Annotated in this window: 23 protein-coding genes; 15 read left to right on the plus strand and 8 right to left on the minus strand. The window is 70.4% G+C overall.

All coding sequences use genetic code 11. The features are described from left to right. Positions 1–20 precede the first annotated feature (20 nt). Positions 21–1463 carry a sulfatase family protein gene (locus tag ACFPZ3_RS01640; RefSeq protein ID WP_379512098.1) on the plus strand — a complete coding sequence of 481 codons (1443 nt, stop codon included), beginning with the start codon at positions 21–23 and terminating at the stop codon, positions 1461–1463. Positions 1464–1848: 385 nt separating this feature from the next. Then, positions 1849–2397 carry a TetR/AcrR family transcriptional regulator gene (locus ACFPZ3_RS01645; RefSeq protein WP_379512099.1) on the plus strand — a complete coding sequence of 183 codons (549 nt, stop codon included), beginning with the start codon at positions 1849–1851 and terminating at the stop codon, positions 2395–2397. Between the two features lie 121 nt (positions 2398–2518). On the opposite strand, the gene ACFPZ3_RS01650 is transcribed toward ACFPZ3_RS01645, so the two are convergent. Together ACFPZ3_RS01650 and ACFPZ3_RS01655 are read right to left on the minus strand one after the other, a co-directional pair. Beyond that, a complete protein-coding gene (locus ACFPZ3_RS01650) occupies positions 2519–3223 on the minus strand; it encodes a maleylpyruvate isomerase family mycothiol-dependent enzyme (RefSeq protein WP_379512100.1) in 705 nt (234 codons plus the stop codon). A gap of 126 nt (positions 3224–3349) precedes the next feature. Beyond that, the gene (locus ACFPZ3_RS01655) at positions 3350–4528 is read right to left on the minus strand and encodes an ROK family transcriptional regulator (protein ID WP_379512101.1); all 1179 of its coding nucleotides are present in this window, start codon (positions 4526–4528) and stop codon (positions 3350–3352) included. 54 nt (positions 4529–4582) lie between these two features. Here ACFPZ3_RS01655 and ACFPZ3_RS01660 point away from each other — a divergent pair, with 54 nt between their 5' ends. The 3 genes from ACFPZ3_RS01660 to ACFPZ3_RS01670 are packed head-to-tail and all read left to right on the plus strand — an operon-like array spanning position 4583 to position 8343. Next, positions 4583–6844 carry an HAD-IA family hydrolase gene (locus ACFPZ3_RS01660; RefSeq protein WP_379512102.1) on the plus strand — a complete coding sequence of 754 codons (2262 nt, stop codon included), beginning with the start codon at positions 4583–4585 and terminating at the stop codon, positions 6842–6844. Then, positions 6822–7184 carry a hypothetical protein gene (locus tag ACFPZ3_RS01665; RefSeq protein WP_379512103.1) on the plus strand — a complete coding sequence of 121 codons (363 nt, stop codon included), beginning with the start codon at positions 6822–6824 and terminating at the stop codon, positions 7182–7184. The genes ACFPZ3_RS01660 and ACFPZ3_RS01665 overlap by 23 nt, the downstream gene beginning before the upstream one ends. A 1-nt stretch (position 7185) precedes the next feature. After that, on the plus strand, positions 7186–8343 hold the full coding sequence (locus tag ACFPZ3_RS01670) for an epoxide hydrolase family protein (RefSeq protein WP_379512104.1): 1158 nt from the start codon (positions 7186–7188) through the stop codon (positions 8341–8343). A gap of 32 nt (positions 8344–8375) precedes the next feature. Here the strand turns inward: ACFPZ3_RS01670 and ACFPZ3_RS01675 are convergent, their stop codons facing one another. The 5 genes from ACFPZ3_RS01675 to ACFPZ3_RS01695 form a co-directional block, all read right to left on the minus strand. Continuing rightward, positions 8376–9545 carry a CU044_5270 family protein gene (locus ACFPZ3_RS01675; RefSeq protein ID WP_379512105.1) on the minus strand — a complete coding sequence of 390 codons (1170 nt, stop codon included), beginning with the start codon at positions 9543–9545 and terminating at the stop codon, positions 8376–8378. Then, on the minus strand, positions 9538–10089 hold the full coding sequence (locus tag ACFPZ3_RS01680; protein ID WP_379512106.1) for an RNA polymerase sigma factor: 552 nt from the start codon (positions 10087–10089) through the stop codon (positions 9538–9540). Before ACFPZ3_RS01680 ends, ACFPZ3_RS01675 begins: the two co-directional genes overlap by 8 nt. Positions 10090–10199: 110 nt before the next feature. After that, positions 10200–11138 carry a zinc-binding dehydrogenase gene (locus ACFPZ3_RS01685; protein ID WP_379512107.1) on the minus strand — a complete coding sequence of 313 codons (939 nt, stop codon included), beginning with the start codon at positions 11136–11138 and terminating at the stop codon, positions 10200–10202. Positions 11139–11142: 4 nt separating this feature from the next. After that, on the minus strand, positions 11143–12225 hold the full coding sequence (locus ACFPZ3_RS01690; protein WP_379512108.1) for an alpha-hydroxy acid oxidase: 1083 nt from the start codon (positions 12223–12225) through the stop codon (positions 11143–11145). Continuing rightward, complete coding sequence (locus tag ACFPZ3_RS01695; protein WP_379512109.1) at positions 12218–12910, minus strand: dihydrodipicolinate synthase family protein; 693 nt, start codon at positions 12908–12910, stop codon at positions 12218–12220. Before ACFPZ3_RS01695 ends, ACFPZ3_RS01690 begins: the two co-directional genes overlap by 8 nt. Here ACFPZ3_RS01695 and ACFPZ3_RS01700 point away from each other — a divergent pair. From ACFPZ3_RS01700 to ACFPZ3_RS01715, 4 genes are all read left to right on the plus strand, one after another. Then, on the plus strand, positions 12904–13572 hold the full coding sequence (locus ACFPZ3_RS01700) for a LysR family substrate-binding domain-containing protein (protein ID WP_379512110.1): 669 nt from the start codon (positions 12904–12906) through the stop codon (positions 13570–13572). The genes ACFPZ3_RS01695 and ACFPZ3_RS01700 overlap by 7 nt on opposite strands. Positions 13573–13659: 87 nt before the next feature. Then, positions 13660–14652: an aldo/keto reductase gene (locus ACFPZ3_RS01705; protein ID WP_379512111.1), complete on the plus strand. Its 993-nt coding sequence runs from the start codon at positions 13660–13662 to the stop codon at positions 14650–14652. 114 nt (positions 14653–14766) lie between these two features. Further along, positions 14767–15339 (plus strand): hypothetical protein, encoded by a 573-nt coding sequence (locus tag ACFPZ3_RS01710; protein WP_379512112.1) that lies wholly within the window; start codon positions 14767–14769, stop codon positions 15337–15339. Positions 15340–15830: 491 nt separating this feature from the next. Next, entirely contained in the window at positions 15831–16709 is an 879-nt protein-coding gene (locus ACFPZ3_RS01715) for a DUF4394 domain-containing protein (RefSeq protein ID WP_379512113.1), read from the plus strand. 135 nt (positions 16710–16844) lie between these two features. Here the strand turns inward: ACFPZ3_RS01715 and ACFPZ3_RS01720 are convergent, their stop codons facing one another. Then, on the minus strand, positions 16845–17219 hold the full coding sequence (locus tag ACFPZ3_RS01720) for an STAS domain-containing protein (RefSeq protein ID WP_379512114.1): 375 nt from the start codon (positions 17217–17219) through the stop codon (positions 16845–16847). Between the two features lie 229 nt (positions 17220–17448). Here ACFPZ3_RS01720 and ACFPZ3_RS01725 point away from each other — a divergent pair, with 229 nt between their 5' ends. The 6 genes from ACFPZ3_RS01725 to ACFPZ3_RS01750 all read left to right on the plus strand — a co-directional run bounded on the left by ACFPZ3_RS01725 (position 17449) and on the right by ACFPZ3_RS01750 (position 21066). Next, a complete protein-coding gene (locus ACFPZ3_RS01725; RefSeq protein ID WP_379512115.1) occupies positions 17449–17931 on the plus strand; it encodes a PP2C family protein-serine/threonine phosphatase in 483 nt (160 codons plus the stop codon). After that, on the plus strand, positions 17885–17983 hold the full coding sequence (locus ACFPZ3_RS01730) for a hypothetical protein (RefSeq protein ID WP_379512141.1): 99 nt from the start codon (positions 17885–17887) through the stop codon (positions 17981–17983). Before ACFPZ3_RS01725 ends, ACFPZ3_RS01730 begins: the two co-directional genes overlap by 47 nt. Positions 17984–18477: 494 nt before the next feature. Then, a complete protein-coding gene (locus ACFPZ3_RS01735) occupies positions 18478–19296 on the plus strand; it encodes an STAS domain-containing protein (RefSeq protein ID WP_379512116.1) in 819 nt (272 codons plus the stop codon). After that, complete coding sequence (locus ACFPZ3_RS01740; RefSeq protein WP_379512117.1) at positions 19296–19664, plus strand: STAS domain-containing protein; 369 nt, start codon at positions 19296–19298, stop codon at positions 19662–19664. The genes ACFPZ3_RS01735 and ACFPZ3_RS01740 overlap by 1 nt, the downstream gene beginning before the upstream one ends. After that, entirely contained in the window at positions 19664–20062 is a 399-nt protein-coding gene (locus ACFPZ3_RS01745; RefSeq protein WP_379512118.1) for an anti-sigma regulatory factor, read from the plus strand. Before ACFPZ3_RS01740 ends, ACFPZ3_RS01745 begins: the two co-directional genes overlap by 1 nt. Further along, positions 20059–21066, plus strand: a complete 1008-nt coding sequence (locus ACFPZ3_RS01750) for a SpoIIE family protein phosphatase (RefSeq protein ID WP_379512142.1) — start codon at positions 20059–20061, stop codon at positions 21064–21066. The genes ACFPZ3_RS01745 and ACFPZ3_RS01750 overlap by 4 nt, the downstream gene beginning before the upstream one ends. Positions 21067–21076 lie beyond the last annotated feature (10 nt).

The raw sequence follows: 21076 nt of genomic DNA on the forward strand, positions 1-21076 counted from the left end.
CCCAACCTCGAATGAGAGAAATGAACCAACCGAACATCCTGCTCATCTGCACCGACCAGCAACGCTTCAACGCGATGGGCGCCTACGGCAACGACGAGATCGACACGCCCAACCTCGACCGGCTGGCGGAGCAGGGCGTGCTGTTCGACAACTGCTACGTGCAGGCGCCGGTCTGCGGCCCCTCCCGAGCCAGCCTGATGTCCGGCCGTTACGTTCACGCGCACGGCGCCTGGGCGAACGGCGTCGGGCTGCCCGCGCACGAGCAGTTGTTCTCGCGCACCCTGGCCGACCACGGCTACGACTGCGGCCTGGCCGGGAAGTTCCACGTCGGCGGGGCGTGCTTCGGCGGCCGTCTCGAACCGCGGCTGGACGACGGCTTCCGCGTGTTCCGGTGGGCGCACGACCCTTACCTCGGATCGTCGGAGAACGCCTACCACCGGTGGTTGCGGGCGGTACGGCCGGACCTGTACGAGGCCGCCGCCAAGCCCGGTTCCGGGATCGGCTTCGACTCGCTTCCGACGGATTTCCACTACAGCCGGTGGATCGGCAACGAGACCATCGACTACCTGCGGCACTCGCGCGACGCCGACAAGCCGTTCTTCTTCGTGGCCAACTTCTTCGACCCGCACCACGGGTTCGGCGCGCCGGAGGAGTACCTCGACCGTTACCGCGGCAAGGCTCTGCGGCCTCCGGTCACCCGGGACCAGGAGCTCGCCGGCAAGCCGCCCGTGCAGACCGAGGCCTCGCACCGCTCCTACGCCGGCCACGCCCGCGGCTACACGGAGTACACCGAGTCCGAGCTCCACGATGTCAGGGTCAGCTACTACGCGATGGTGAGTTTCGTCGACGACGAGGTCGGCCGGATTCTCGCCGCTCTCGACGAGGCGGGCCTGGCCGAGGACACGCTGGTCGTCTTCACCAGCGACCACGGCGAGATGCTCGGTGATCACCAGCTCATGCTGAAGGGCCCGATGATGTACGAGTGCGCCGTCCGGGTGCCGCTCGTCATGCGCTGGCCGGCCGGGTTGCCCGCCGGTGAGCGGCGGGTCGAGCTGGTCCAGTGGATCGACCTGGCGACGACGTTCCTCGCGGCCGCGGGCGCACCGCCGCTCCCCCACGGGCAGGGGCTGAGCCTCCTGCCGCTGGCCCGCGGCGAGCGGGACGCGCCGGTCAGGGGCTGGGCGCTGTGCGAATACCGCAACAGCGGTCACCCGTACGAGGAGCCCGTGCACACCACGATGCTCAGGCACGACCGCTGGAAGATCGTCGTCTACCATGGCGCGCCGTCCACGACTCGGGCCCGCTCCGGCGAGTTGTACGACCTGGAGGGCGACCCGGCGGAGCTGGACAACCTGTGGGACGACCCGGCTCATGCGGCGACCCGGGTCGAGCTGCAGGAACTGCTGCTCGATGTCCTGGTCGCCACCGAAGACCGTAGCCAGCCGCGGGAGGGGCACTGGTGATGGAAGCCCCGAGACCGGGTCGTTCGCGCCAACGTCACCTGCGATGAGGGCAGCAGCCGCTTCCGATCTTGTTCTCGTCACACAGACATGATCACGAGCGGCCCATTCGACGCATATGTCGAGACCAGCTGCCGCCTCACCATTTAGGTACTCAAGTACCTTATTAGGAGACTTGAGTACCATATAACACGATCATCTTGGTGGCAACAAGCGACGATGGCCCCCGCCGAGCACTGGAAAGTTCCAGCGAGCCCGCTACGCTGCGGCGTGACAGCAGGCCAGGCCCGCCCGCCCGAGAGGGTGCGAGGCGGACCGCAGATCAGGGAGGGCGCACGGATTGGAGCAAGAGGCGACAGGCAAGCGTTCCAGGCGGCGTGGAGCGCAGTTGGAAGACGCGATCCTGCGGGCGGCGATCGACGAGGTGGCCGAGCGCGGATACGCGCTTCTGACGATGGCCCAGGTCGCGCAGCGCGCCGGCACCAACAAGAACGCCATCTATCGCCGCTGGCCGACCCGTGCCGCGCTCGCCCTGGCGGCGTACCGCCGGTTCGTGGGGCCGCCGGCCGACCCGCCCGACACGGGCGACCTGCGCTCCGACGTGCTCGCGCTGCTGCGAGAGGTGGTCGGGCGCATGAACTCGCCGGTGAACGGGGAGATGCTGCGCGGCGCGATGACGGAGATCCACCAGCGGCCCGAGACGACCGACGAACTGCGCAAGGCCCTCGCCAACGAGCCCAGCGCCATGATGGCCATTCTGGCCAGGGCCATCTCCCGTGGCGAGGCCCGGGCGTCGGCGCTGACACCTCGGATGGCGGGCGTCCCGCTCATTCTGCTGCGCCACGAGTACCAGATCGCGGGCGGGGCGGTGGACATCCCCGACAAAACGATCGTGGAGATAGTCGACGACGTCTTCCTGCCCATGGTGCGCCCGTGAGCACACGGAATCACGGGTGACTCCCCCAAGCCCGGCGCTTCACGTGGCCTAGCCCGGGCATTGCCGCCGACCGCCCGTCGCACGACGAGCACCGGTAGCCGGACAAGGCGACGCCTGCCGGCTATCCGCGTGGCGCGGGCGGATGCGGCGGCCACGGGCCGAGTTCGGGCAGCCCGCCGGGGGCCGTCGGCGATGTGGCGGGGGCGCGCCCCGCCAGCCACGCCGCGAGGTCGCGCAGGCGGCCGGTGATCACCACTTCGGTCCCGTCGCCGTGGGGCCACTGCCGTCCGACGTCCACGGCGTGCAGCGACGCTCCCGCGGGCAGGCGGGAGGACAGGAAGTCGACGGCGTGGGCGGCGAGCCCCAGCGGCCACACCTCCGGGCCGACGCCGAGGCCGAGGTCGGCCAGGTGAATCCAGACCTCCCGCCAGCGCGCGAAGACGGTCGCGGTGAGGTCGGCGTCGCGGAAGCTCACGGGGCGGCCCCAGTCCGTTTCGCTCATCTTCGCCCACACGGATTCCAGGTGGATGATCTGCCCGGCCAGCGCCGCCCGATGTTCGCCGGCGCCGCGACCGGCGGCGGCTTCGATGATCGCGTCGCGCTCGTCCGCACCGCCGTCGTACGTCGGCACGAGTTCGCCGCGCAGCGCGTGCTCGGCCAGGCGGGCGAACATCCGGGCGTTGTCGGTCAGATGGGCCAGCACATGCCCGCGCAACCATCCCGGAAGGGCGGACGGCTCACGGACGTGCGCGTCGTCAAGATCGGCGATCAGATCCTGGAGTACGAGGTGCGCCCGCGCCACCTCGGCCGTGGGCGGATGCGTCATCGAAGGGGGTATGTCGTTCTCCATCACCAATATAAGGTACCAGAGTCCCTTAAAGTCGGCGCTCGCCTGTTGCGATCCACACCAAGGAGCAGTCATCGCTGGGAGTGAACGGCATCTCTGGATTCGTCAGAACGCACGGTCGGCTGTCCACGCGTTCATCCCCGCCTCGGTCAGGACCTGGTCCAGCGCGGTGAGCACCGCGCCGTGCAGCGCGCCGTCCTCGCCGAGCTCCGCCGCCAGCACCCGCGGCGGATCCGACCGGCGAAAGCGCATGAGCCCGCCGGTCAGCGCGGCCTCGAACTGGGGTGCGGCGGCCTCTCGGAGCGGCTGGGCGAGGCCGCCGAGCGTGACGACGTCGGGGTCGAGGGCGTTGATGAGTCCGGCCAGTCCACTGGCGAAGCTGGTGGCCGCGTGCTCGACCGCGGTCGCGACGCTCGCCTCCTGCGACGCCCGCGCGATGGCCGTCAGCGCGTACGTGCGGGGGTCGCCGGGCGGCGGGTCACCGCGACGGCGGGCGATGGCCCTGCCGTCGACGGCGAGGTCCCAGCAGCCCGTGGCCCCGCACGGGCAGCGCACTCCCGGCTCGCCGAGCGGGAGGTGGCCGAACTCGCCGCCCGCGCCCGTCGCGCCGCCTACCGGTTGCCCGTCGACCACCAGGGTGCCGCCGACACCCACCTCGATCGTGAGGTGCAGGGCCGTCGCGGCGCCGGCGGCCGCCCCGTTGCGGGCCTCGGCGATCCCGGCCAGCATGGCGTCGTTGCCGATCAGCAAGGGCAGGCCCGCCTCGGTGGCGAGCGCGGCGAGGTCGACCGCGTCCCATCCCAGGGTGGAGGACTGCACGACCCTGCCGTGCCGTACGGTGGCGGCGACGGCCACGCCCACGGCCCTGACGCGTTTGCCGTGGCGCTCGTGGAGCCGGCGCACCGCCTCGGCGATCACGCCGATCACGTGATCGGGGTCGCGGCTGGCATGCGCGCCCGCCTCGACGATCTTCGGCCTACCGTCCAGCGCCGCGACCGCGCACCGCCAGTCCTCCTGCCGCAGGTCCACCGCGATCACGATCGGCCCGTCGGGATGCGGGCCGAGAACGGTGGTCGGGCGGCCCCGCCCGGACGTCGCGGCCGGCGTCTCGGTGAGGAGCGCCAGGTCCCTCAGCCGCGCCGTGATCTCGGTGGCCGAGCCGCTGCTCAGCCGGAGCCGTTGTGCCACGACCGCTCTGGTCACGCCCGGCTCGCGGCGCATCTCCTCGAGAACGGCCAGCGCGCCGCGCCAGCGGGCGTCTCCGACCCGGGAAGGACTTGCCATCCGCACCTCTGTCTCCTTTATGCTCGATGGACGAGTTTATACGAAAGGGGCCGCGTGAGCAGGCGATCGGATCTCGGAAAGCTAGAGGCTGTACTTCTGGACATGGACGGAACCCTGGTGGATTCCGACGCGTCCGTCGAACGTGCCTGGTCAACCTGGGCAGGTGAGAACGGCGTGGCCGCGGAGGCGGTGCTCGCGGTGGCTCACGGCAACCCGTCCGAACGTACGGTGAGGCGGTTCTTCCCGCTGCTCGACGACGACGCGGTCGCCCTGGCGGTGCGGCGGCTGACCGCACTGCAGTGCGACGATCTGTCCGACGTCGTCGCCTCACCCGGCGCGGCCGACCTGCTCACCGCCCTGGACCGGCTCGGATTGCCCTGGGCGGTCGTGACGAGCGCCGGCACACGGCTGGCCAAGGCGCGGCTGGCCGCTGCCGGTGTCGAACCGCCGATGCTCGTCACGATCGACGACGTACGGCACGGCAAGCCCGACCCCGAGGGATACCTGCGGGCCGCGGCCGCATTAGGAGTGGACCCGGCCGCCTGCCTCGTCGTCGAGGACTCCGAGCCGGGGCTAGCCGCGGGCACGGCGGCCGGCATGACGACCGCGGCGCTCCGCGGCCTGTCCGGTGACCTGCGCCTGAACGACCTCGGGCACCTGGCCCACCTGCTGCGCCGCGCGCGGACCACGCCGTGGTGGCGGGACGCCGTCGGTTACCAGGTGTATCTGCCGTCCTTCGGCGACAGCACCGGAGACGGCTGGGGTGATCTGGCGGGCGTGGGCGAGCATCTGGACCACTTGACGAGCCTCGGCGTCGATGTGCTCTGGCTCACGCCGTTCTTCCGTTCCCCCATGCGCGACCACGGGTATGACATCGCCGACTACAGCGCGGTGGATCCGTTGTTCGGCGGCGAGGCGGCCCTCGCCGGGCTGCTGGCCGAAGCCCACCGCAGGGGGTTGCGGGTGATCGGTGATCTGGTCGTCAACCACACCAGCGACGACCATCCGTGGTTCCGTGCCGCCGCCTCTTCGGCCATCGATCCGTACCGTGACTTCTACATCTGGCGCGACCCCGCTCCCGACGGAGGCCCGCCCAACAACTGGCTGTCCCACTTCGGCGGGCCGGCGTGGACGTTCAGTGCGGCCACCGGCCAGTACTACCTGCACCTGTTCCGGCCGGAGCAGCCCGATCTCAACTGGCGCAACCCCGTGCTCGTCCAGCAGATCGACGAGGTCATCGAGCACTGGCTGGCGCGCGGCCTCGACGGGTTCCGCATCGACACCGCCGCCTACCTGGTCAAGGACGCCGACCTGCGGGACAACCCGCTGCTCCCCGCCGACCTGCTGGCCCCGATGGCCGGGGTGACGATGGACTGGCGTCGTCAGGACCACCGCTACGACATCCACCAGCCGGACGTGCACACCATCCATGAGAGGTGGCGGCGCGTCGCCGACCGTCATGACGCGTTCCTCGTCGGCGAGGTCTACGAGCTCGACCCCGCGGCGCTCGCCCGCTTCGTCGACGGTGAGCGGCTGCACTCGTCGTTCTGGTTCGGACTGGTGGAGACCAACTGGGATCCCGAGCAGATCGACACCATGCTCGCCGCGGCGGTGGCGGCCTCACCGCGTCTGTCGTGGGTGCAGGGCAACCACGACAGACGCAGGGCGGCGACCCGCTACGGCGGCGGTGAGACGGGGCGGCGCAGGTCGCTGGCGCTGCACGTCCTGATGGCGCTGCTGCCCGGCACGATGTGGTTCTACCAGGGCGAGGAGCTGGGCTTGGGCGACGGACACGTGCCCCCCGGCCACGGCGCCGATCCGCTCGGCGCGGCCCAGCCCGACCAGAGCAGGGACGTCGCCCGCACCCCGATGCCGTGGCGGCCCGGCCCCGGCCTCGGCTTCACCACGGGGCGGCCATGGCTGCCGGAGGGCGGGCGGAGCGCGGCCGACACCGTGGCGGCGCAGGAGGCCGACCCCGCCTCCCACCTCAACGCCCTGCGCGGGCTCATGATGACGCGGCGAGCCCTCGCCGACCTGCTGGCCGCCACGGACGAGGTGACGAAGGTCGATCTGGGCGCGGGCGTGACCGCCTATCGCCGGGGCGGGCTGTGGGCGGTGGCCAACCTGCGCGACACGCCCGTACCGGCCGTGGACCTGCCCGCCCCCGCCGTGTTCGACTCCGACGACGCCGCGGTCTCGCCGCAGCGGCCGAAGTCAGGGCCGGTACGTCTCGCTCCGCAGCAGGCACTGCTCCTGATGCGGCCACGACTCCGGTGGCCTGTCGTTCGTTCATGTGCGCGACGCGGAGGCGTGTGACGCGCTGATCGCCGGCCTGCCCTCGCCCGCCGTCGTCATCAACGCCACCGGCCTGGGGAAGACCGGCCCGGGAAGCCCGGTCACCGACCGGGCCCCGTTGACCGCCGGGACCCTGGCGTGGGACCTCAACTACCGGGGCCCTCTGACCTTCCTGCGGCAGGCGGCCGCCCGCGGCGCCCCGACGGCCGACGGCTGGGACTACTTCGCCGCGGGCTGGGCGGGCGCGCTGAGCGCCATCGCGGGCGTGCCGTTCACCGGTGATCTCCTGACCCGGTTCGAGCGAGCCGCCGCACCCTTCAGGCCGCATCCCATCACGACACGACAAACGAAGGAAAGCTGATATGTCCGACATAACCCCGTTCAAGATTGATATTTCCGACGACGCGCTGCGCGACCTCCGCGAGCGGCTCGAACGCACACGCTGGCCCGAGGCCGAGACAGTGACCGACTGGTCGCAGGGCGTGCCCCTCGCCTACCTGCGGGAGCTGTGCCGCTACTGGGGAGAGAGGTACGACTGGCGGGCCACGGAGGCGCGGTTGAACGCGTTGCCGCAGTTCCGTACCGAGATCGACGGGATCGGCGTCCACTTCGCGCACGTCCGTTCGCCGCACCCCCAGGCGCTGCCCCTGGTGATCACGAACGGCTGGCCCGGTTCGATGGCCGAATATCTGAAGGTCGTCGGCCCGCTGACCGACCCCACCGCGTACGGCGGCGACGCCTCCGACGCCTTCCACGTGGTCCTCCCCTCCATCCCGGGATACAACTTCAGCGACAAGCCGGCCCGGCCCGGCTGGAACGTGCAGCGCGTCGCCCGCGCGTGGGCGGAGCTGATGGCCAGGCTCGGCTACGACCGCTACGGCGCGCAGGGCAGCGACTGGGGCACGAGCATCAGCACGAGCCTCGGCCAGCAGGATCTCGACCATCTCGCCGGCATCCACCTCACCCCGCCCATCGCGGCCCCCGATCCCGCGACGTTCGACGACCTCACCCGAGCCGAGCAGGCCACGCTCGACGCGCTGCGCAACGCCCAGGAATGGGAATCGGGCTATTCGGCGCAGCAGTCCACCCGGCCCCAGACGCTCGGGTACGCCCTCCTCGACTCGCCGGCCGGCCTGTGCGGGTGGATCGTGGAGAAGTTCCGTGCCTGGACCGACTGTGACGGCGAGCCGGAGAACGCGCTGACCCGTGACGAGATCCTCGACACCGTCACGCTCTACTGGCTCACCGGCACCGCCACGTCCTCAGCCCGCCTGTACTGGGAGAGCTTCAAGCAGGTCTCGGAGTGGTTCAACCAGGTGACCACGGACACGGTCACGGTACCCACCGGCTGCTCCATCTTCCCGAAGGAGATCCCCCGCCCGTCGCGCCGCTGGGCGGCCAAGCGCTACACCGACATCCGCTACTGGAAGGAGGTCGCCCAGGGGGGCCACTTCGCCGCGCTGGAGCAGCCGGAGCTGTTCGTCGACGAGATCCGCTCGTTCTTCCGCCTCGTGCGCTGAGACATCAGAACGCGCTTATCCGGAGCGGCTCGTCACGGCAGTGGACGGTCGCTGAGGCGGCAGCCGGTCGGCCGCTCGGGGCGTTCGCCGGTCCAGCCGGCCTCAGGCGCCCATGCCTGGTAGCTCATGAACGTCCCCTTGGCGAGCCCCTCCGTGCTCTCGGCCGCGATCTCGGCGTTGTCCGTCAGGACGGTGCCGGTCCGCGGGTCGAGGATGGTGGCGAACCGCTCCGCCACCTCGTCGTCGGCGCCGAACTCGGCGGAGAAACCCTCGCTCTTCACGAAGGTGACCTCGATTCCCGCACGTCCCAGAGGATCGGTGATCGGGCCGAGCACCTTGGTCGTCGGCAGTCCGGCGAGGAGACGCAGGGCGGCCGCCCTGACCGCGGGGCTGACCGGGAGCTCCAGAAGGGCGGAGGATGAGGAGAGGAACTCCTCGAACGTGGAGTGGCCGTCCTGATCGTTCTTCCAGTAGGTACGGAGTTTCTCCCGGAGTTGTCCGGCGTCGACGGGCAGCGCCGCGAGGTCGGCCAGTGTGAGTTCACCCAGCCGTGAATCACCGAGCACGCCTCCCGGCTCGGCCGCGCGCGTGTACACGCACTGTGAGGGCTTGGAGTGCAGCCGGACCTTCGCGCAGTCGCCCGCACGGGTGCCCGGCGTGCACACTCGCCGGACCGTGGCCGGAGAACCCGCGGCCCGCCACGCACGCTCGTCGGCCTTGGTGGCGGGGCGGACGTACTGCTGCCACTGCTCCACATGAACGGGGTCGCGGGGATCGCCCGGCTGCCAGAGGTCGATCCGCGAGGAGTACAGGACGTTGAACGTCTCGCCGCCCGCCCGGACCCTCAACAGCCCGTTGTTGAGCAACGGCCTGCGCCAGTAGTCGCCGCCCTCGTCCGGCAGCTTCGCGACCTGGTCCGCCAGCCGGAGCAGGTCATCGTTGCCGCCGGCGGGCGGCACGAGCACCGGTTCGGGAACAGTGGTCACGTTCGACACCAGCGTGACGACGGCCATGACGACGACGACCGTGGCCGCGGCCGCTCCCAGCGTCCATCCCCAGACGAGGCCACGCCGATTCGCTCCGCGTCGCCGTACCGGTTCGCGCCGGGCGGCGGACAACCGGGCGCGGGCCTTCTCGACCACTTCCGCCGAGGGTGGCGGAGCGTCAGGCAGTGCTTTCGCCAGCAGGCTCAGCTCATCCATGGCTCTCCTCCAGAGGGTTGACGTCGCCGAGTGCCTTGCGCAGCTGCTTGCGGGCCCGGTTGAGGCGGGAGGCGACCGTCCCCGCCGGGATGCCCAGGGCGGCGGCCACCTCGGCGTGGCTGAGGTCGCCCAGGACGCTCAGCAGCACGACGTCGCGGTCCCCGCGGTTGAGCCCGGCCAGCGCCCCCGCGAGCCTGCCGGTCAACCGCCCCGCGGCCACGCGGGCCAGAGCGGCGTCCTCGGGACTGTGCTCGGCGCGCTCGGCCGTCCGGCTCAGCGCCTTCCATCTGCGGATCTCGGTACGGCGATGCCGCGAGATGAGGTTGGTGGCGATGCCGTACAACCACGGGCGCACTCCGCCGCGCGAGGCGTCGTAGCCGCCCCGATAGGCCGCCAGGAACACCTCGGCGGCCAGGTCGTCGGCGACGTCGTCGGACAACCGCCTGACGATGTAGCGGTGGATCTCGCTGAAGTGCTCATTGAAGATCTGCTCGAAGTCCACCCGTAGATCGGGTGGTTCGGCCAGGTCAGGTGGAACTGCCATGCGGGCGTCTCCGCTGGGTCACGTGAATGATGGTCGCCTCTTCTTGCCCGAAGCGCCGTGTTGCTTTCACGGACCAGCGCGGCACGCCGCCGTACCGGGAGCCGAGCAGGTCAGCCGGCCGTGATCGCCACCTTGAGCCGCCCCTCGGCGGGGAAGGCGTAGCGCCGGTACGCCTCCTCGGCGCGCTCGACGGGGAACACGTCGGTGATGTACGCCCCGGGCAGGCCGGGATGGTCCAGAAGATACCGCTCCGCCTCGGCCAGGAAGCGGGCCCAGTCGAGCGTCGTCCCGCCCTGCATGGTCAGGTGCTTGCGGAAGAACGTCCGCATGGGAATCACGTAGTGGTCCTCGGGCAGCCCGAAGACGAACAGGTGGCCGTGCGGCGCGAGCGCCTCGATCGCGTCCGCCACCACGTCCTGGCGGTGCCCGATGGCCTCGACGCAGATCTCGGGCCTCCCCGCCTGTGCCGACCAGGCGCGGGTGTCCCCGACGAAGAGTTCGTCGATGCCGAACGCCTCCGCCACGCCGGACCGGTCCACCCGGTCCACCCCGACGACCGTGGCCGCCCCCATGCTCTTCAGCACGTGCGCGAACAGCAGCCCCAGCGGCCCGAGGCCGAGCACCGCCACCCGCTTCCCCTGGACGTCAGGCACCCGGTCAAGCGTGCTGAGCACCGTGGACAGCGGCTGTACCACGGTGGCGTGCACGTCGGACAGATCGCTGTCCAGCCGGTGGAGCATCCGGGCAGGGGTGACGAAGTACTCGGACAGGCCGCGGGAGTTCTCCACGATGCCGACCACCCGGGCGCCGACGGGGAGACCCTCGGCGCGGGACTCGATCACGTCGCCGACCGCCTCGTGCAGCGGCACGCCGACCATGCCGGTGTAGGGGTTGTCCGGGTCGTGCACGCCGAGGAACTTCGGCACGTCGCTGCCGCAGATGGCCCCCGCACGCAGCCTGAGCAGGACCTCACCGTCGGCCAGGCGGTCAGGCACGGGGACCTCGATCCGCTCGAACACGCCCGGGCCCGGCTGGCGCAGTGCCCACATCGTTCTATTCCTCCCAGAGGATGTCTGATCCCGCCGCGCCGAGCGAGGTGACCCCGCACAGCGCCATGGCCATTTCCAGCTCCGTACGGAGCACGTCGATCACGTGCCGGACACCGTCGGCGCCGCCGGCGGTCAGGCCCCACAGCGCCGGCCGCCCGACGAGCACGGCGCGGGCGCCGAGCGCGATCGCCTTCAGCACGTCGGTGCCTCGCCTGATCCCGCCGTCGAGCAGCACCGGGACCCTGCCGCCGACCGCGCGCACCACTCCTGGCAGGGCGTCGATCGTGGCGGGGACCGTGTCGAGGTTACGTCCGCCGTGGTTGGAGACTATGATCCCGGCCACTCCGAGATCCACCAGCGTCGCCGCGTCGTCGGCGCGCAACACTCCCTTGGCGACGACCGGCGCCCCGGCCTCGGCCACGATGCGGGCGAGGTCATGCGCGGTGAATCCGGCGTCCAGGGCGGGGCGGTAGATGGAACGGGCCGCCGGGTCGGGTCGCAACCCGCCGTACCCGCCGAGCATGGGGTAGCTCATGCCCCCCGGCAGGTCGAGGCCGTTCCAGGACTGGCGGTCGCGGGTGCCGGCGACCGGGGTGTCGAGGGTGACGACGATCGCGCGCGCCCCCGCGGTGACGGCGCCGCGCACGGTTTCGCGGACGAAATCGGCGTCGGGCACCGGGTTGAGCTGGAACCACAGCGGGCCCGCCGCCTGCGCGGCGAGGTCGGCGAAGGCGGTGGTGCTGTAGCTGCTGACCACGTAGACCGTGCCCGCCGCGCCGGCGGCGGTGGCATGCTCGCCGCCGGGGTGGAACAGCCGGTGCGCGCCGGTCGGCGCGAGCAGTATCGGGTGCTCCAGGCGCGTGCCGAGCAGGTCGGCCGAGGTGTCCAGGTCGCGTACATCGGTGAGGACCCGAGGCGCGAGCCTGATCCCGGCGAATCGATCGGCGTTCCACCGGGTGGAGTGCTCGTCGGCCGCGCCTCCCGCGAGATAGCCCGCGACGTCATCGCCGAGCAGCGCCATCGCGGCCCGCTCATAGTCGCGCAGCGTCCCGGGGAGAGGCGGATCCGCGGGACGCGGGTCAGACACAGGTGAGCCCGGCCTCTTGGAGGATGGCGCGGATGGCGGCGAGGTCACGCGGGTCGTCGACCGGCAGCTTGGGCCTGCGTGGATATCCGCCCGGCTGGCCGAGCAGGTTCATCGCGGCCTTCAGCGTGGGCTGCATGCCGCCGAAGGCCCAGTTGTAGCCGTCCACCCGGGCGCCGAGCAGGCTGGCCATGAGCCGTTCGAAGCGGTCGGCGATCTCCCCCGCTCCCTCGGTGTCACCGGCCCAGGCCCGCTCGAAGAACTCCGGCATCTGGCGGCCGAGCAGGAGCCCGCTGCCGAAGTGCCCGTCACCGCCGTAACCGGAGGTGATCAGGGCCAGGCCGAGCCTGCTCAGCAGGTGGCCGAAGACGATCAGCCGGTCGCCGACCGCCTCGATCGTGGCGAGCAGCTCCCTGGTGTCGGGCGTGCTCTGCTTGATGGCGACCACGTTGGGGATGTCGGCGAGGCGGGCGATCAGGTCCACCCGGATGTTGTGCGCATTGTCCTGCGGGAAGTTGTAGAGCCACATCGGCAGGCCGGTGGCCGCGGCGACCTCCTCGTAGTACGCCACGAGCTCCGCGTCCGTGGGCCTGGCCATCGGCGGCGGCGACGACATCACCGACGTCGCACCGGCTCCCGCCGCGTGTACGGCGAGCGCCGCGGCGTCGGCGGCGCGGGAGCATGACACCCCGACGGCGAAGCGCCCGCCGTAGCGTCAGCGAGACGGTCAGCGGGGAACGCGGCGTGATCCGCTTCGGCTACCTCGAACCGGCCGCCTACGGGCTGCTCCCCCTCGTGCTCCCCCGCTTCCGCGCCCGCTTCCCCAAGATCGACCTGGAGCTGCACGAGATGCACTCCTATGAGTCGGTACGGCAGCTTCGCCGGCGCACCATCGAGGTGGCCCTGCTGCGCCCCCCGGTCGACCAGGACGGCCTCCACCTGGACATCGTCTACGCCGACCGGCTCGTCGCGGCGCTCCCCGAGGACCATCCGCTCGCCGGGCGCACCATCGGGCTGCGCGACCTGGCCGGCGAGCGGTTCGTGAGCTACTCGACCAAGCAGGGCGCCGGAGTTCACGCCGCCGCGCTGCAGGCCTGCGCGGCCGGCGGGTTCTCCCCCACGATCGCTCACCTCGCCAGCAGCACCCCCATGCTCATGAGCCTGGTCGCCGCGGGCCAGGGCGTCGGCCTGGTGCCCCAGCCGTTCACGATGGCGCCACGCCCGGGAGTGGGCTTCGCCACCCTCACCGACCCGGAGGCCCGCAGCTACGTCGCCCTGGCCCGCCGCGGCGACGACGACAGAGCCACCTACCGGGAACTACGCGACCTCATCGAACACCACGCCCGCTGACGCCGTCGGGAGCACTTGACCTGGAGTCCCCTCCAGGTGGCAACGTCTCTCCCGGAACCGTTTCCGCGAAGTCAGGGAGAGCACGAGATGAACGACTCGTTCCGGATCTTGGGACGCAGCGGCCTGCGAGTGAGTGCGATCGGGTTCGGGGCATGGGCGATCGGCGGACCCTTCATGGCCCATGGCAAGCCGGCCGGATGGGGGGAAGTGGACGACGAGGAGTCGGTGGCGGCCGTGCATCGGGCGCTCGACCTGGGGATCACGTTCTTCGACACGGCCGACGTGTACGGCACGGGGCGCAGCGAGCGCGTGCTCGGGAGGGCGTTGTCGGGGCGGTGGGACGAGGTCGTGATCGCCTCCAAGTTCGGCAACACCTTCGACGCCGCGACGCGGACCCTCACCGGCCAGGACGTCTCGCCCGGATACATCCGCCAGGCGTGCCGGGCCTCGCTGGAGCGACTGGGCACCGACCACATCGACCTCTACCAGCTGCACCTCGGGGACGTGCCGCTGGAGCGGGTGGATGAGCTGATCGCCACGCTGGAGGAACTCGTCGACGAGGGCCTGATCCGGGCCTACGGCTGGAGCACCGACGATCCGGAACGGGTGGCCGCGTTCGCGAAGGGACCGCACTGCGCCGCCGTGCAGCACGACCTCAGCGTCCTGCACGACGCCCCGGCGGTGCTGGCGGTGTGCGACACCCACGATCTCGCCTCCGTCAACCGGGGGCCGCTGGCGATGGGGCTGCTCACCGGCAAGTACGGCCCGGACTCGCGGCTGCCGATGGACGACGTACGCGGCGACTCTCCCGCGTGGATGACCTTCTTCAAGGACGGCGGGCCCGCCCCCGAGTTCCTCGCCATGCTGGACGCGATCCGCGACATCCTGACCTCCGGCGGCCGTACCCTCGCCCAGGGCGCCCTCGGCTGGCTGCTGGCCCGCAGCGAGCGCACGGTGCCGATTCCCGGCATCAGGACGGTCGGCCAGGCCGAGCAGAACGCCGGCGCGCTGCGGCACGGGCCGCTGGACCGGGCGCAGCTGGAGCAGATCCATGATCTGCTGCATCCGCAGGCCGGCTGAGGCATGACGTCAGCCTGAAAGACCGGTGGACAGCGCGCTGTCCACCGGAGAATCGGGCATCGCGCTCAAGCTCCTCGGCCGGCTCCGTTTCGATGAGGCGGCTACGATCATCGCGTGGACAACGTCCCCGACGCGTGGCGTCCCGACCGGCTGGCCGCGCTCGTGCTCACAACCGTCGCGGCCCTGCTGACCGTCTACGCGACGAGCGTTCCAGGCTGGTACCTCCCCTGGGTGGCGTGGCTCGTCTTCGCCTGGACGTTCCTCGGGCTGATCTGGCTGGGCACGCTCGCCCGCATCCTGTTCAGAGCGAGTCCTCTGGCAAAGTTGCGTCTCGAGTGGCCCGTCTGGCTGTTGCCGCCTCTGATCGTCCTGCTGGCCGGCGGTCTGGTGTACATGGGTGCGCCCCTGGAGGCTCGCCTGGCCTTGTCCCGCCCCGCCTTCGACGCCTTCGCCCGGACCGTGTCGCAAGGCGCGCCGTTGCCGGGCGATGACGAGTGGATAGGACTGTTCCCGATCGAAGGGGCCACGAGGTTCCCTGGTGGCGCGCTCTTCACCGTCGATGGCGCAGGCTTCATCGGATCCACCGGATTCGCCTGGAGTCCCGGCGGCGAACCTCCTCAAGTCGGCGGGGAAGAATCGTACGACCACCTGCGCGGTCCCTGGTACACGTGGTCGAAAGACATCTAGGCGGGCCGGGCAGTAATCCCGCCACCTTGATAAAGACAGCTGCCGCGAGGCCATGCGGAATCCGAAGAAAGGGCTCCCCCATCGGCCGATAATTCAAGCGATCCGGAAATGCCCCTGCTTCGTGCCTGCGACTCATCCGGCGTCCGGTCCGTCGCGAGCTCTTGCCGGAATTTGTAGCGTTCCGTGAGCCCCGCGTCCCTGCCCGTGACGTGCCCGAATTGAGATCGGCGACCTGCTCTGAATCCTTTAAGGTTGTCCCTTTCTGTCGCGTTGCGACAGCACTCCGTGTCAAGCAGATCACACATTCAAAACCAGAATCCAGGGTTGCGGGGAATAACAAATCGAGGCTTGCCCGTGGCGGGCGCTTTCACATTTGTCACGAAGACACTTCCTCCATCTTCAGACAAGCTGTTGCTGCTCACAGTCACGTCGGTAAATCCAGGTGAAAAGACCGCCTGACCTGCCGACATAACCCGATGGAGGAGAATCTCATGCGCGGACGAATCAAGAGGAAGGTCGCCCTGCTGATCACGCTGGCGGCAGCCGCGGCGATCGCTGTCGGGCCGGCCGGGACCAGCCTGGCGGCCAGCTCCACCTCGGCTACGGCCGCCTCGCTGCGGGCCTACGGGATCACCGATGACGGCAGGCTGATGGCCACGTTCACGACCGACAAGCCCGAGGAGCTCAACTGGGTCAGGCGGATCACCGGGCTGGTCATCGACACCTACGTGATCGGGATCGACTTCCGCGTACAGGACGGCAAGTTCTATGCCGTCGGCAACCACGGCGGCATCTACACGATCTCGCTCCCGACGGGCAACCAGGACGTGATCGTCGCGAAGGTCTCGCAGCTCGGCGTGGGGCTCAAGGGCACGGCGTTCGGCGTCGACTTCAATCCCGCCGCCGACCGGCTGCGCGTGATCAGTGACGTCGGCCAGAACCTGCGCCACAACCTCAACGACGGCACGACGGTGGCGGACGTCTCCTTAAGCAACGGCCCAGGCTCGCCGGCCTCGGGGGTCACCGCCGCCGCCTACACCAACAACGACCTCAGCAGCGACACCGCGACCACGCTGTTCGACATCAACACCACGACCGCTCAGATCGTCGTGCAATCACCGGCCAACAACGGCCTGCTGGCCCCGACCGGCGCGCTCGGCACGCCTGTCGCCACGAACGCGGGCCTCGACGTCTACAGCGACCTGAGCGGCGGCAAGACCGTCTCGAACTCGGCTTTCGCCACCATCGTCATCTCGAGCGGCGACGCGACGCTCAACACGGTCGACCTGCTCACCGGCGTCGCCACCCCCGTCAGCACCCCGTTCCCCCTGACCATCACCGACATCGCCGTCTCTCTCGACACCGCCTGACACACCTCGTCCGGCCACCCATGAGCCCGCGCCGACCCCGGCGCGGGCTCATCGGCGCTGCCGGAAGACAGCCCATTGGCGATCAGGAGCACGCGGCTGACATCCCGCCGGGTGTCCTCGCCCTTGAACGGGCGGTCAGGAGGAGCGGGTGGGCGGGCGGTCCTGCTGCAGGGCGTCGTCCAGCGTGGGGTAGCTGTCGAACACCGCGGCCAGCCCGGTGATGGTGAGCTGGCGTGTCAGGTTGCCCGGCACCGCGGCCAGCATCAGCCGGACTTTCGCGGCCTCGGCCTGCCGGCGGGCGTCGATCAGCTCGGACAGGCCGGAGGAGTCGCACAATTGCACGCCGGACAACTCCAGGATCAGGTCGAGCGGGTTGTTGCGCAGGGCGGCGTCGATCTGAACGCGGAACAGCGGCGCGTGCAGATAGTCCAGGACGCCCGCCGCGTGGATGACCTGCGCCTGCGGATAGGTGGTGCGGGTGAGGGCCAGCTGCGGATCAAGGCCGTCCATCGCAGCGATCAGCTCCTCCCGGAGGGGGCACCGGATGGATTCCATGTCCAGGCGGAGTCGCCTCCATCCCTACCGCCATCGGCGGCGGATTAACCTCGCCCGCCAGGTCAATATTTCGCCGATCATGCACACCAGCGACATCGCGAAGAGACCGGTCGGCGATCCAGCGGGGACATCGCCATTACCGCCCGCTTGGGAGAGACTGGGGTGCTTGGCGTGAGGTGAACAGATGCAGGCCCTCGAAGACGCCGCCGAGCAGTCCGCGGAGCTGGCCCGCACCTTGCAGGACAGTCTGCTGCCGCCCGTGCTGGTCATCCCTCCCGGTCTGCAGGCCGCCGCCCGCTACCTGCCCGCGGGCCAGGGCACCAGGGTGCTGGGCGACTTCTACGACCTGTTCGCCGCCGGGCCCGTGCACTGGTGCGCGGTGCTGGGCGACGTCTCGGGCCACGGCGTGGAAGCGGCCAAGATCACCGCGCTGGCCCGTTACACCGTACGCGCCGACGCCCCCCGCCACATCTCCCCAGCCCAGGTGCTGAACCAGCTCAACAGCGCCCTGCTGGCCCAGCGGGCCGGCCCGCAGCGGTGCCTGACCGCCATCTGCGCGGTCTTCCGAGCAGCGGCTGCGCGACCTCCTCGCCGGCTGCCACGACCTGGACGCCACCGCCATCGTCGAACGCATCAGCGCCACCGTCATGACCTACTGCGAAGGTGACCCTGCCGACGACATCGCGCTGCTCTGCCTGCGCGTCCCGCCGTACCCCTGACCTCCTCCAGCCGAGGGACGCCGCCCGCCGCCTCAGGACCCGGGGCACCGAGCCGGGCAATCGCCGGACCTGATCGCCTCGTGCCTCTTGAAGGTGGCCGGTACGTGGTGCGCCAAAAGTCGCGCGCCTGTCGGCCGTACCGGGGGTAGGGGGTATCCGGCAACCCGAGCGCTGTCAACGGCGAAGGCACACGCAGATGACCAGCACACACCTTCCGTACCAGTGGCCCATCGATACGCCGCCTCGCGACCGCCGCCGGGCTGCCACCGGCCCGGGTCGTCGACCTGCTCATCCGCGACCGGCCGAGCATCTCCCACCTCCCACGCCGTGCGTCTGCCGGCCGATCAGGATCGGCTCAGGGTCGGTGCGCGCTTGTGGTGGTGGGGAGGGGAGACCGCTAGCCTTGCGGCGATCCTCCCCAAATCATCCCCTGTCTGTGGGAGTGCGTTGTGACTGTTCATGGTGAGACCGATCGGCTCCATATCGATGCGCTCTTGCGGAAGCAGGAGGAGCGGATCGTCAAGCGCTGGATCGACGTCGCGGTGGCGACCGCGGGCGGCCACACCGACCGCGGGATGCTGACCACCCGGTTGCGCGAGATCTACCAGGCGCTGCAGCGCTCCGTTGCCCAGGACGGCGACACCAGCGATCTGCGCGGTCTGCTGGCGGAGCTGTCGCGTACGCAGGCCCGGGAGGGCTTCACCCCGTCGGAAACCGCTGTCGTGGTGTTCGGCGTCAAGGAAGCCGTTTACGAGGCGATCGAGGCCGAGGACGATTCGGCGACCCTGCGGGGCTACGTCTGGTTCTCCAAGTTCATCGATGATCTGGGCCTGTTCACGTTCGAGAGCTACGTGACGGCCCGCGAGAAGATCATCATCAATCAGGCCGAGCAGCTCCTGGAGTTGTCCACGCCGGTGGTGAAGCTGTGGGACGGCATTCTGGCGGTGCCCCTGGTGGGCACGCTGGACTCGGCCCGCACGCAGGTGGTCATGGAGAAGCTGCTGCAGTCTTTGGTGGACACCGGCTCGGAACACGCGGTGATCGATATCACCGGGGTGCCCGCGGTGGACACCGAGGTGGCGCAGCATCTGCTCAAGACGGTGGTGGCCGCGCGGCTCATGGGAGCCGAGTGCGTGATCTCCGGTATCAGCCCGCAGACCGCTCAGACCATCGTCACCCTGGGCATCGAGTTCGGTGACATCGTGACCAAGGCCTCGCTGGCCGAGGCGCTGGCGTACGCGTTGCGCCGCAGCGGCACACAGGTCACGCACACCGCGGGCAGGCGCGTCGTGGTGGGCATGGAGCGGACCTGATGGAGCGTGTGCCCATCCTCAAACTCGGCGACGTCCTCATCGTCTCCATTCAGGTCGACCTGCAGGACCAGGGCGTCCTGGCGCTGCAGGAGGATCTGGCCGACACGATCGTCGAGACCGGCGTCCGTGGCGTGATCATCGATATCACCGCCGTGGAGATCGTCGACTCCTTCATCGGCCGCATGTTGTCCACGATCGCGTCGATCTCGCGGGTACTGGACGCGGAGACGATCGTGGTGGGCATGCGGCCCGCGGTCGCGATCACCCTGGTCGAGCTCGGCCTGTCCCTCGGTGGCGTACGCACCGCGCTCAATCTGGAGAAAGGCGTCGCGCTGCTGCAAGACCGCGACGTCGCGGTGCCCTGGTGATGGAAGTCATCGAGGTACCCATCGCGGGCAACAGTGACGTGGTCGCGGTACGCCGGCACGTGCGCGCCCATGCTCAAGAGACCGGCCTGTCCCTGGTCGATCTGACCAAGGTGGTGACCGCCGCCAGCGAACTGGCCCGCAACACCCTGGTGTACGGCGGCGGCGGCCGGTTGCGGATCGAGGCGGTCAGCAACGGCCATCGCCGTGGACTGCGGCTCGCCTTCATCGACGAGGGCCCGGGCATCGGCGACGTGGAACAGGCGCTGACCGATGGGTGGAGCACGGGCGGCGGCCTCGGGCTGGGGCTGAGCGGTTCGCGCCGCCTGGTGGACGAGTTCGATCTGGAGTCCGCGCCCGGAGTGGGGACCCGGGTGACGGTGGTCAAGTGGGCCAGATGATCCGCTCCACCGGCGAGACCTGGATCCGGGTCGAGGACGCCAGCGCCGTGGGGGCGGCCCGCCGCGTCGCGGAGACGCTGGCGGCGTCGTTGGGCTTCGGCGTGCACGAGTGCGGCCGGGTGGCGCTGGCGGTCAGTGAGGCGGCCTCCAACCTGGTCAAGCACGCGGTAGAGGGCAGGATCCTGATCCGGCCGCACGCGAGGCCGGCCCCGGAGGCGCCTGCGGTGGTCGAGGTCATCGCGGTGGACAAGGGGCCGGGCATGCCGGACTTCGCCCGGGCCCTGCGCGACGGCTACTCCACCGCGGGCACGCTCGGTGTCGGGCTCGGCGGCATCGCCAGGATGGCCTCGAAGCACGAGGTCTACACGCTGCCCGGGCGCGGCACCGTGATCGCCATGTGGTTCACCTCCGGGACGCCGCCGGCCTTTCAGATGAGCGGTCTGACCCGCCCCATCGGGGAGGAGATCGTCTGCGGCGACGCCTTCGCCTGCGTGGACGGCCCCGGCACGGCGGTCGCGATGTTGTGCGACGGGCTCGGCCACGGCGAGCTGGCAGCGCAGGCCTCACGCCAGGCGGTGCGGACCTTCCAGGAGCACGCCGACCTGCCACCGGCCGCGCTCGTGGAGCGCATCCATCGCGCCCTCTCCGGAACCAGAGGCGGCGCCGTGGCCGTGGCCAGGCTCGATCGCGACAGCGGGATGATCCGCTACGCCGGGCTGGGCAACGTGGCGGGCTGGATCGTCCGCGCCGACGGACGGCAAGGCATGATCTCCGTGCCGGGCATCGCCGGCCATCAGATCCGCACGCTGCGGGACTACGAGTACGCCGCTCCGCCGCACAGCATGATCATCATGCACTCCGACGGGCTGACCGACCGGTGGAACATCGCCACCTTCCCCGGGCTGACGGCACACTCTCCCGCTGTCGTGGCCGCCACGCTGCTGCGCGATGCCGGCACCCGCAGGGACGACGCCAGCATCGTCACCATGAAGGTCACCCCGTGAGCGCGGCGGA

This window comes from Nonomuraea insulae (assembly GCF_042656245.1).

Excerpts from the sequence above, each read along its gene's own strand:
- ACFPZ3_RS01640 (WP_379512098.1), top strand. The coding sequence starts at position 21 with ATGAACCAACCGAACATCCTGCTCATCTGCACCGACCAGCAACGCTTC.
- ACFPZ3_RS01650 (WP_379512100.1), bottom strand. The coding sequence starts at position 3,223 with ATGACGCATCCGCCCACGGCCGAGGTGGCGCGGGCGCACCTCGTACTC.
- ACFPZ3_RS01655 (WP_379512101.1), bottom strand. The coding sequence starts at position 4,528 with ATGGCAAGTCCTTCCCGGGTCGGAGACGCCCGCTGGCGCGGCGCGCTG.
- ACFPZ3_RS01670 (WP_379512104.1), top strand. The coding sequence starts at position 7,186 with ATGTCCGACATAACCCCGTTCAAGATTGATATTTCCGACGACGCGCTG.
- ACFPZ3_RS01675 (WP_379512105.1), bottom strand. The coding sequence starts at position 9,545 with ATGGATGAGCTGAGCCTGCTGGCGAAAGCACTGCCTGACGCTCCGCCA.
- ACFPZ3_RS01680 (WP_379512106.1), bottom strand. The coding sequence starts at position 10,089 with ATGGCAGTTCCACCTGACCTGGCCGAACCACCCGATCTACGGGTGGAC.
- ACFPZ3_RS01685 (WP_379512107.1), bottom strand. The coding sequence starts at position 11,138 with ATGTGGGCACTGCGCCAGCCGGGCCCGGGCGTGTTCGAGCGGATCGAG.
- ACFPZ3_RS01700 (WP_379512110.1), top strand. The coding sequence starts at position 12,904 with ATGACACCCCGACGGCGAAGCGCCCGCCGTAGCGTCAGCGAGACGGTC.
- ACFPZ3_RS01705 (WP_379512111.1), top strand. The coding sequence starts at position 13,660 with ATGAACGACTCGTTCCGGATCTTGGGACGCAGCGGCCTGCGAGTGAGT.
- ACFPZ3_RS01715 (WP_379512113.1), top strand. The coding sequence starts at position 15,831 with ATGCGCGGACGAATCAAGAGGAAGGTCGCCCTGCTGATCACGCTGGCG.
- ACFPZ3_RS01720 (WP_379512114.1), bottom strand. The coding sequence starts at position 17,219 with ATGGACGGCCTTGATCCGCAGCTGGCCCTCACCCGCACCACCTATCCG.
- ACFPZ3_RS01725 (WP_379512115.1), top strand. The coding sequence starts at position 17,449 with ATGCAGGCCCTCGAAGACGCCGCCGAGCAGTCCGCGGAGCTGGCCCGC.
- ACFPZ3_RS01740 (WP_379512117.1), top strand. The coding sequence starts at position 19,296 with ATGGAGCGTGTGCCCATCCTCAAACTCGGCGACGTCCTCATCGTCTCC.
- ACFPZ3_RS01745 (WP_379512118.1), top strand. The coding sequence starts at position 19,664 with ATGGAAGTCATCGAGGTACCCATCGCGGGCAACAGTGACGTGGTCGCG.
- ACFPZ3_RS01750 (WP_379512142.1), top strand. The coding sequence starts at position 20,059 with ATGATCCGCTCCACCGGCGAGACCTGGATCCGGGTCGAGGACGCCAGC.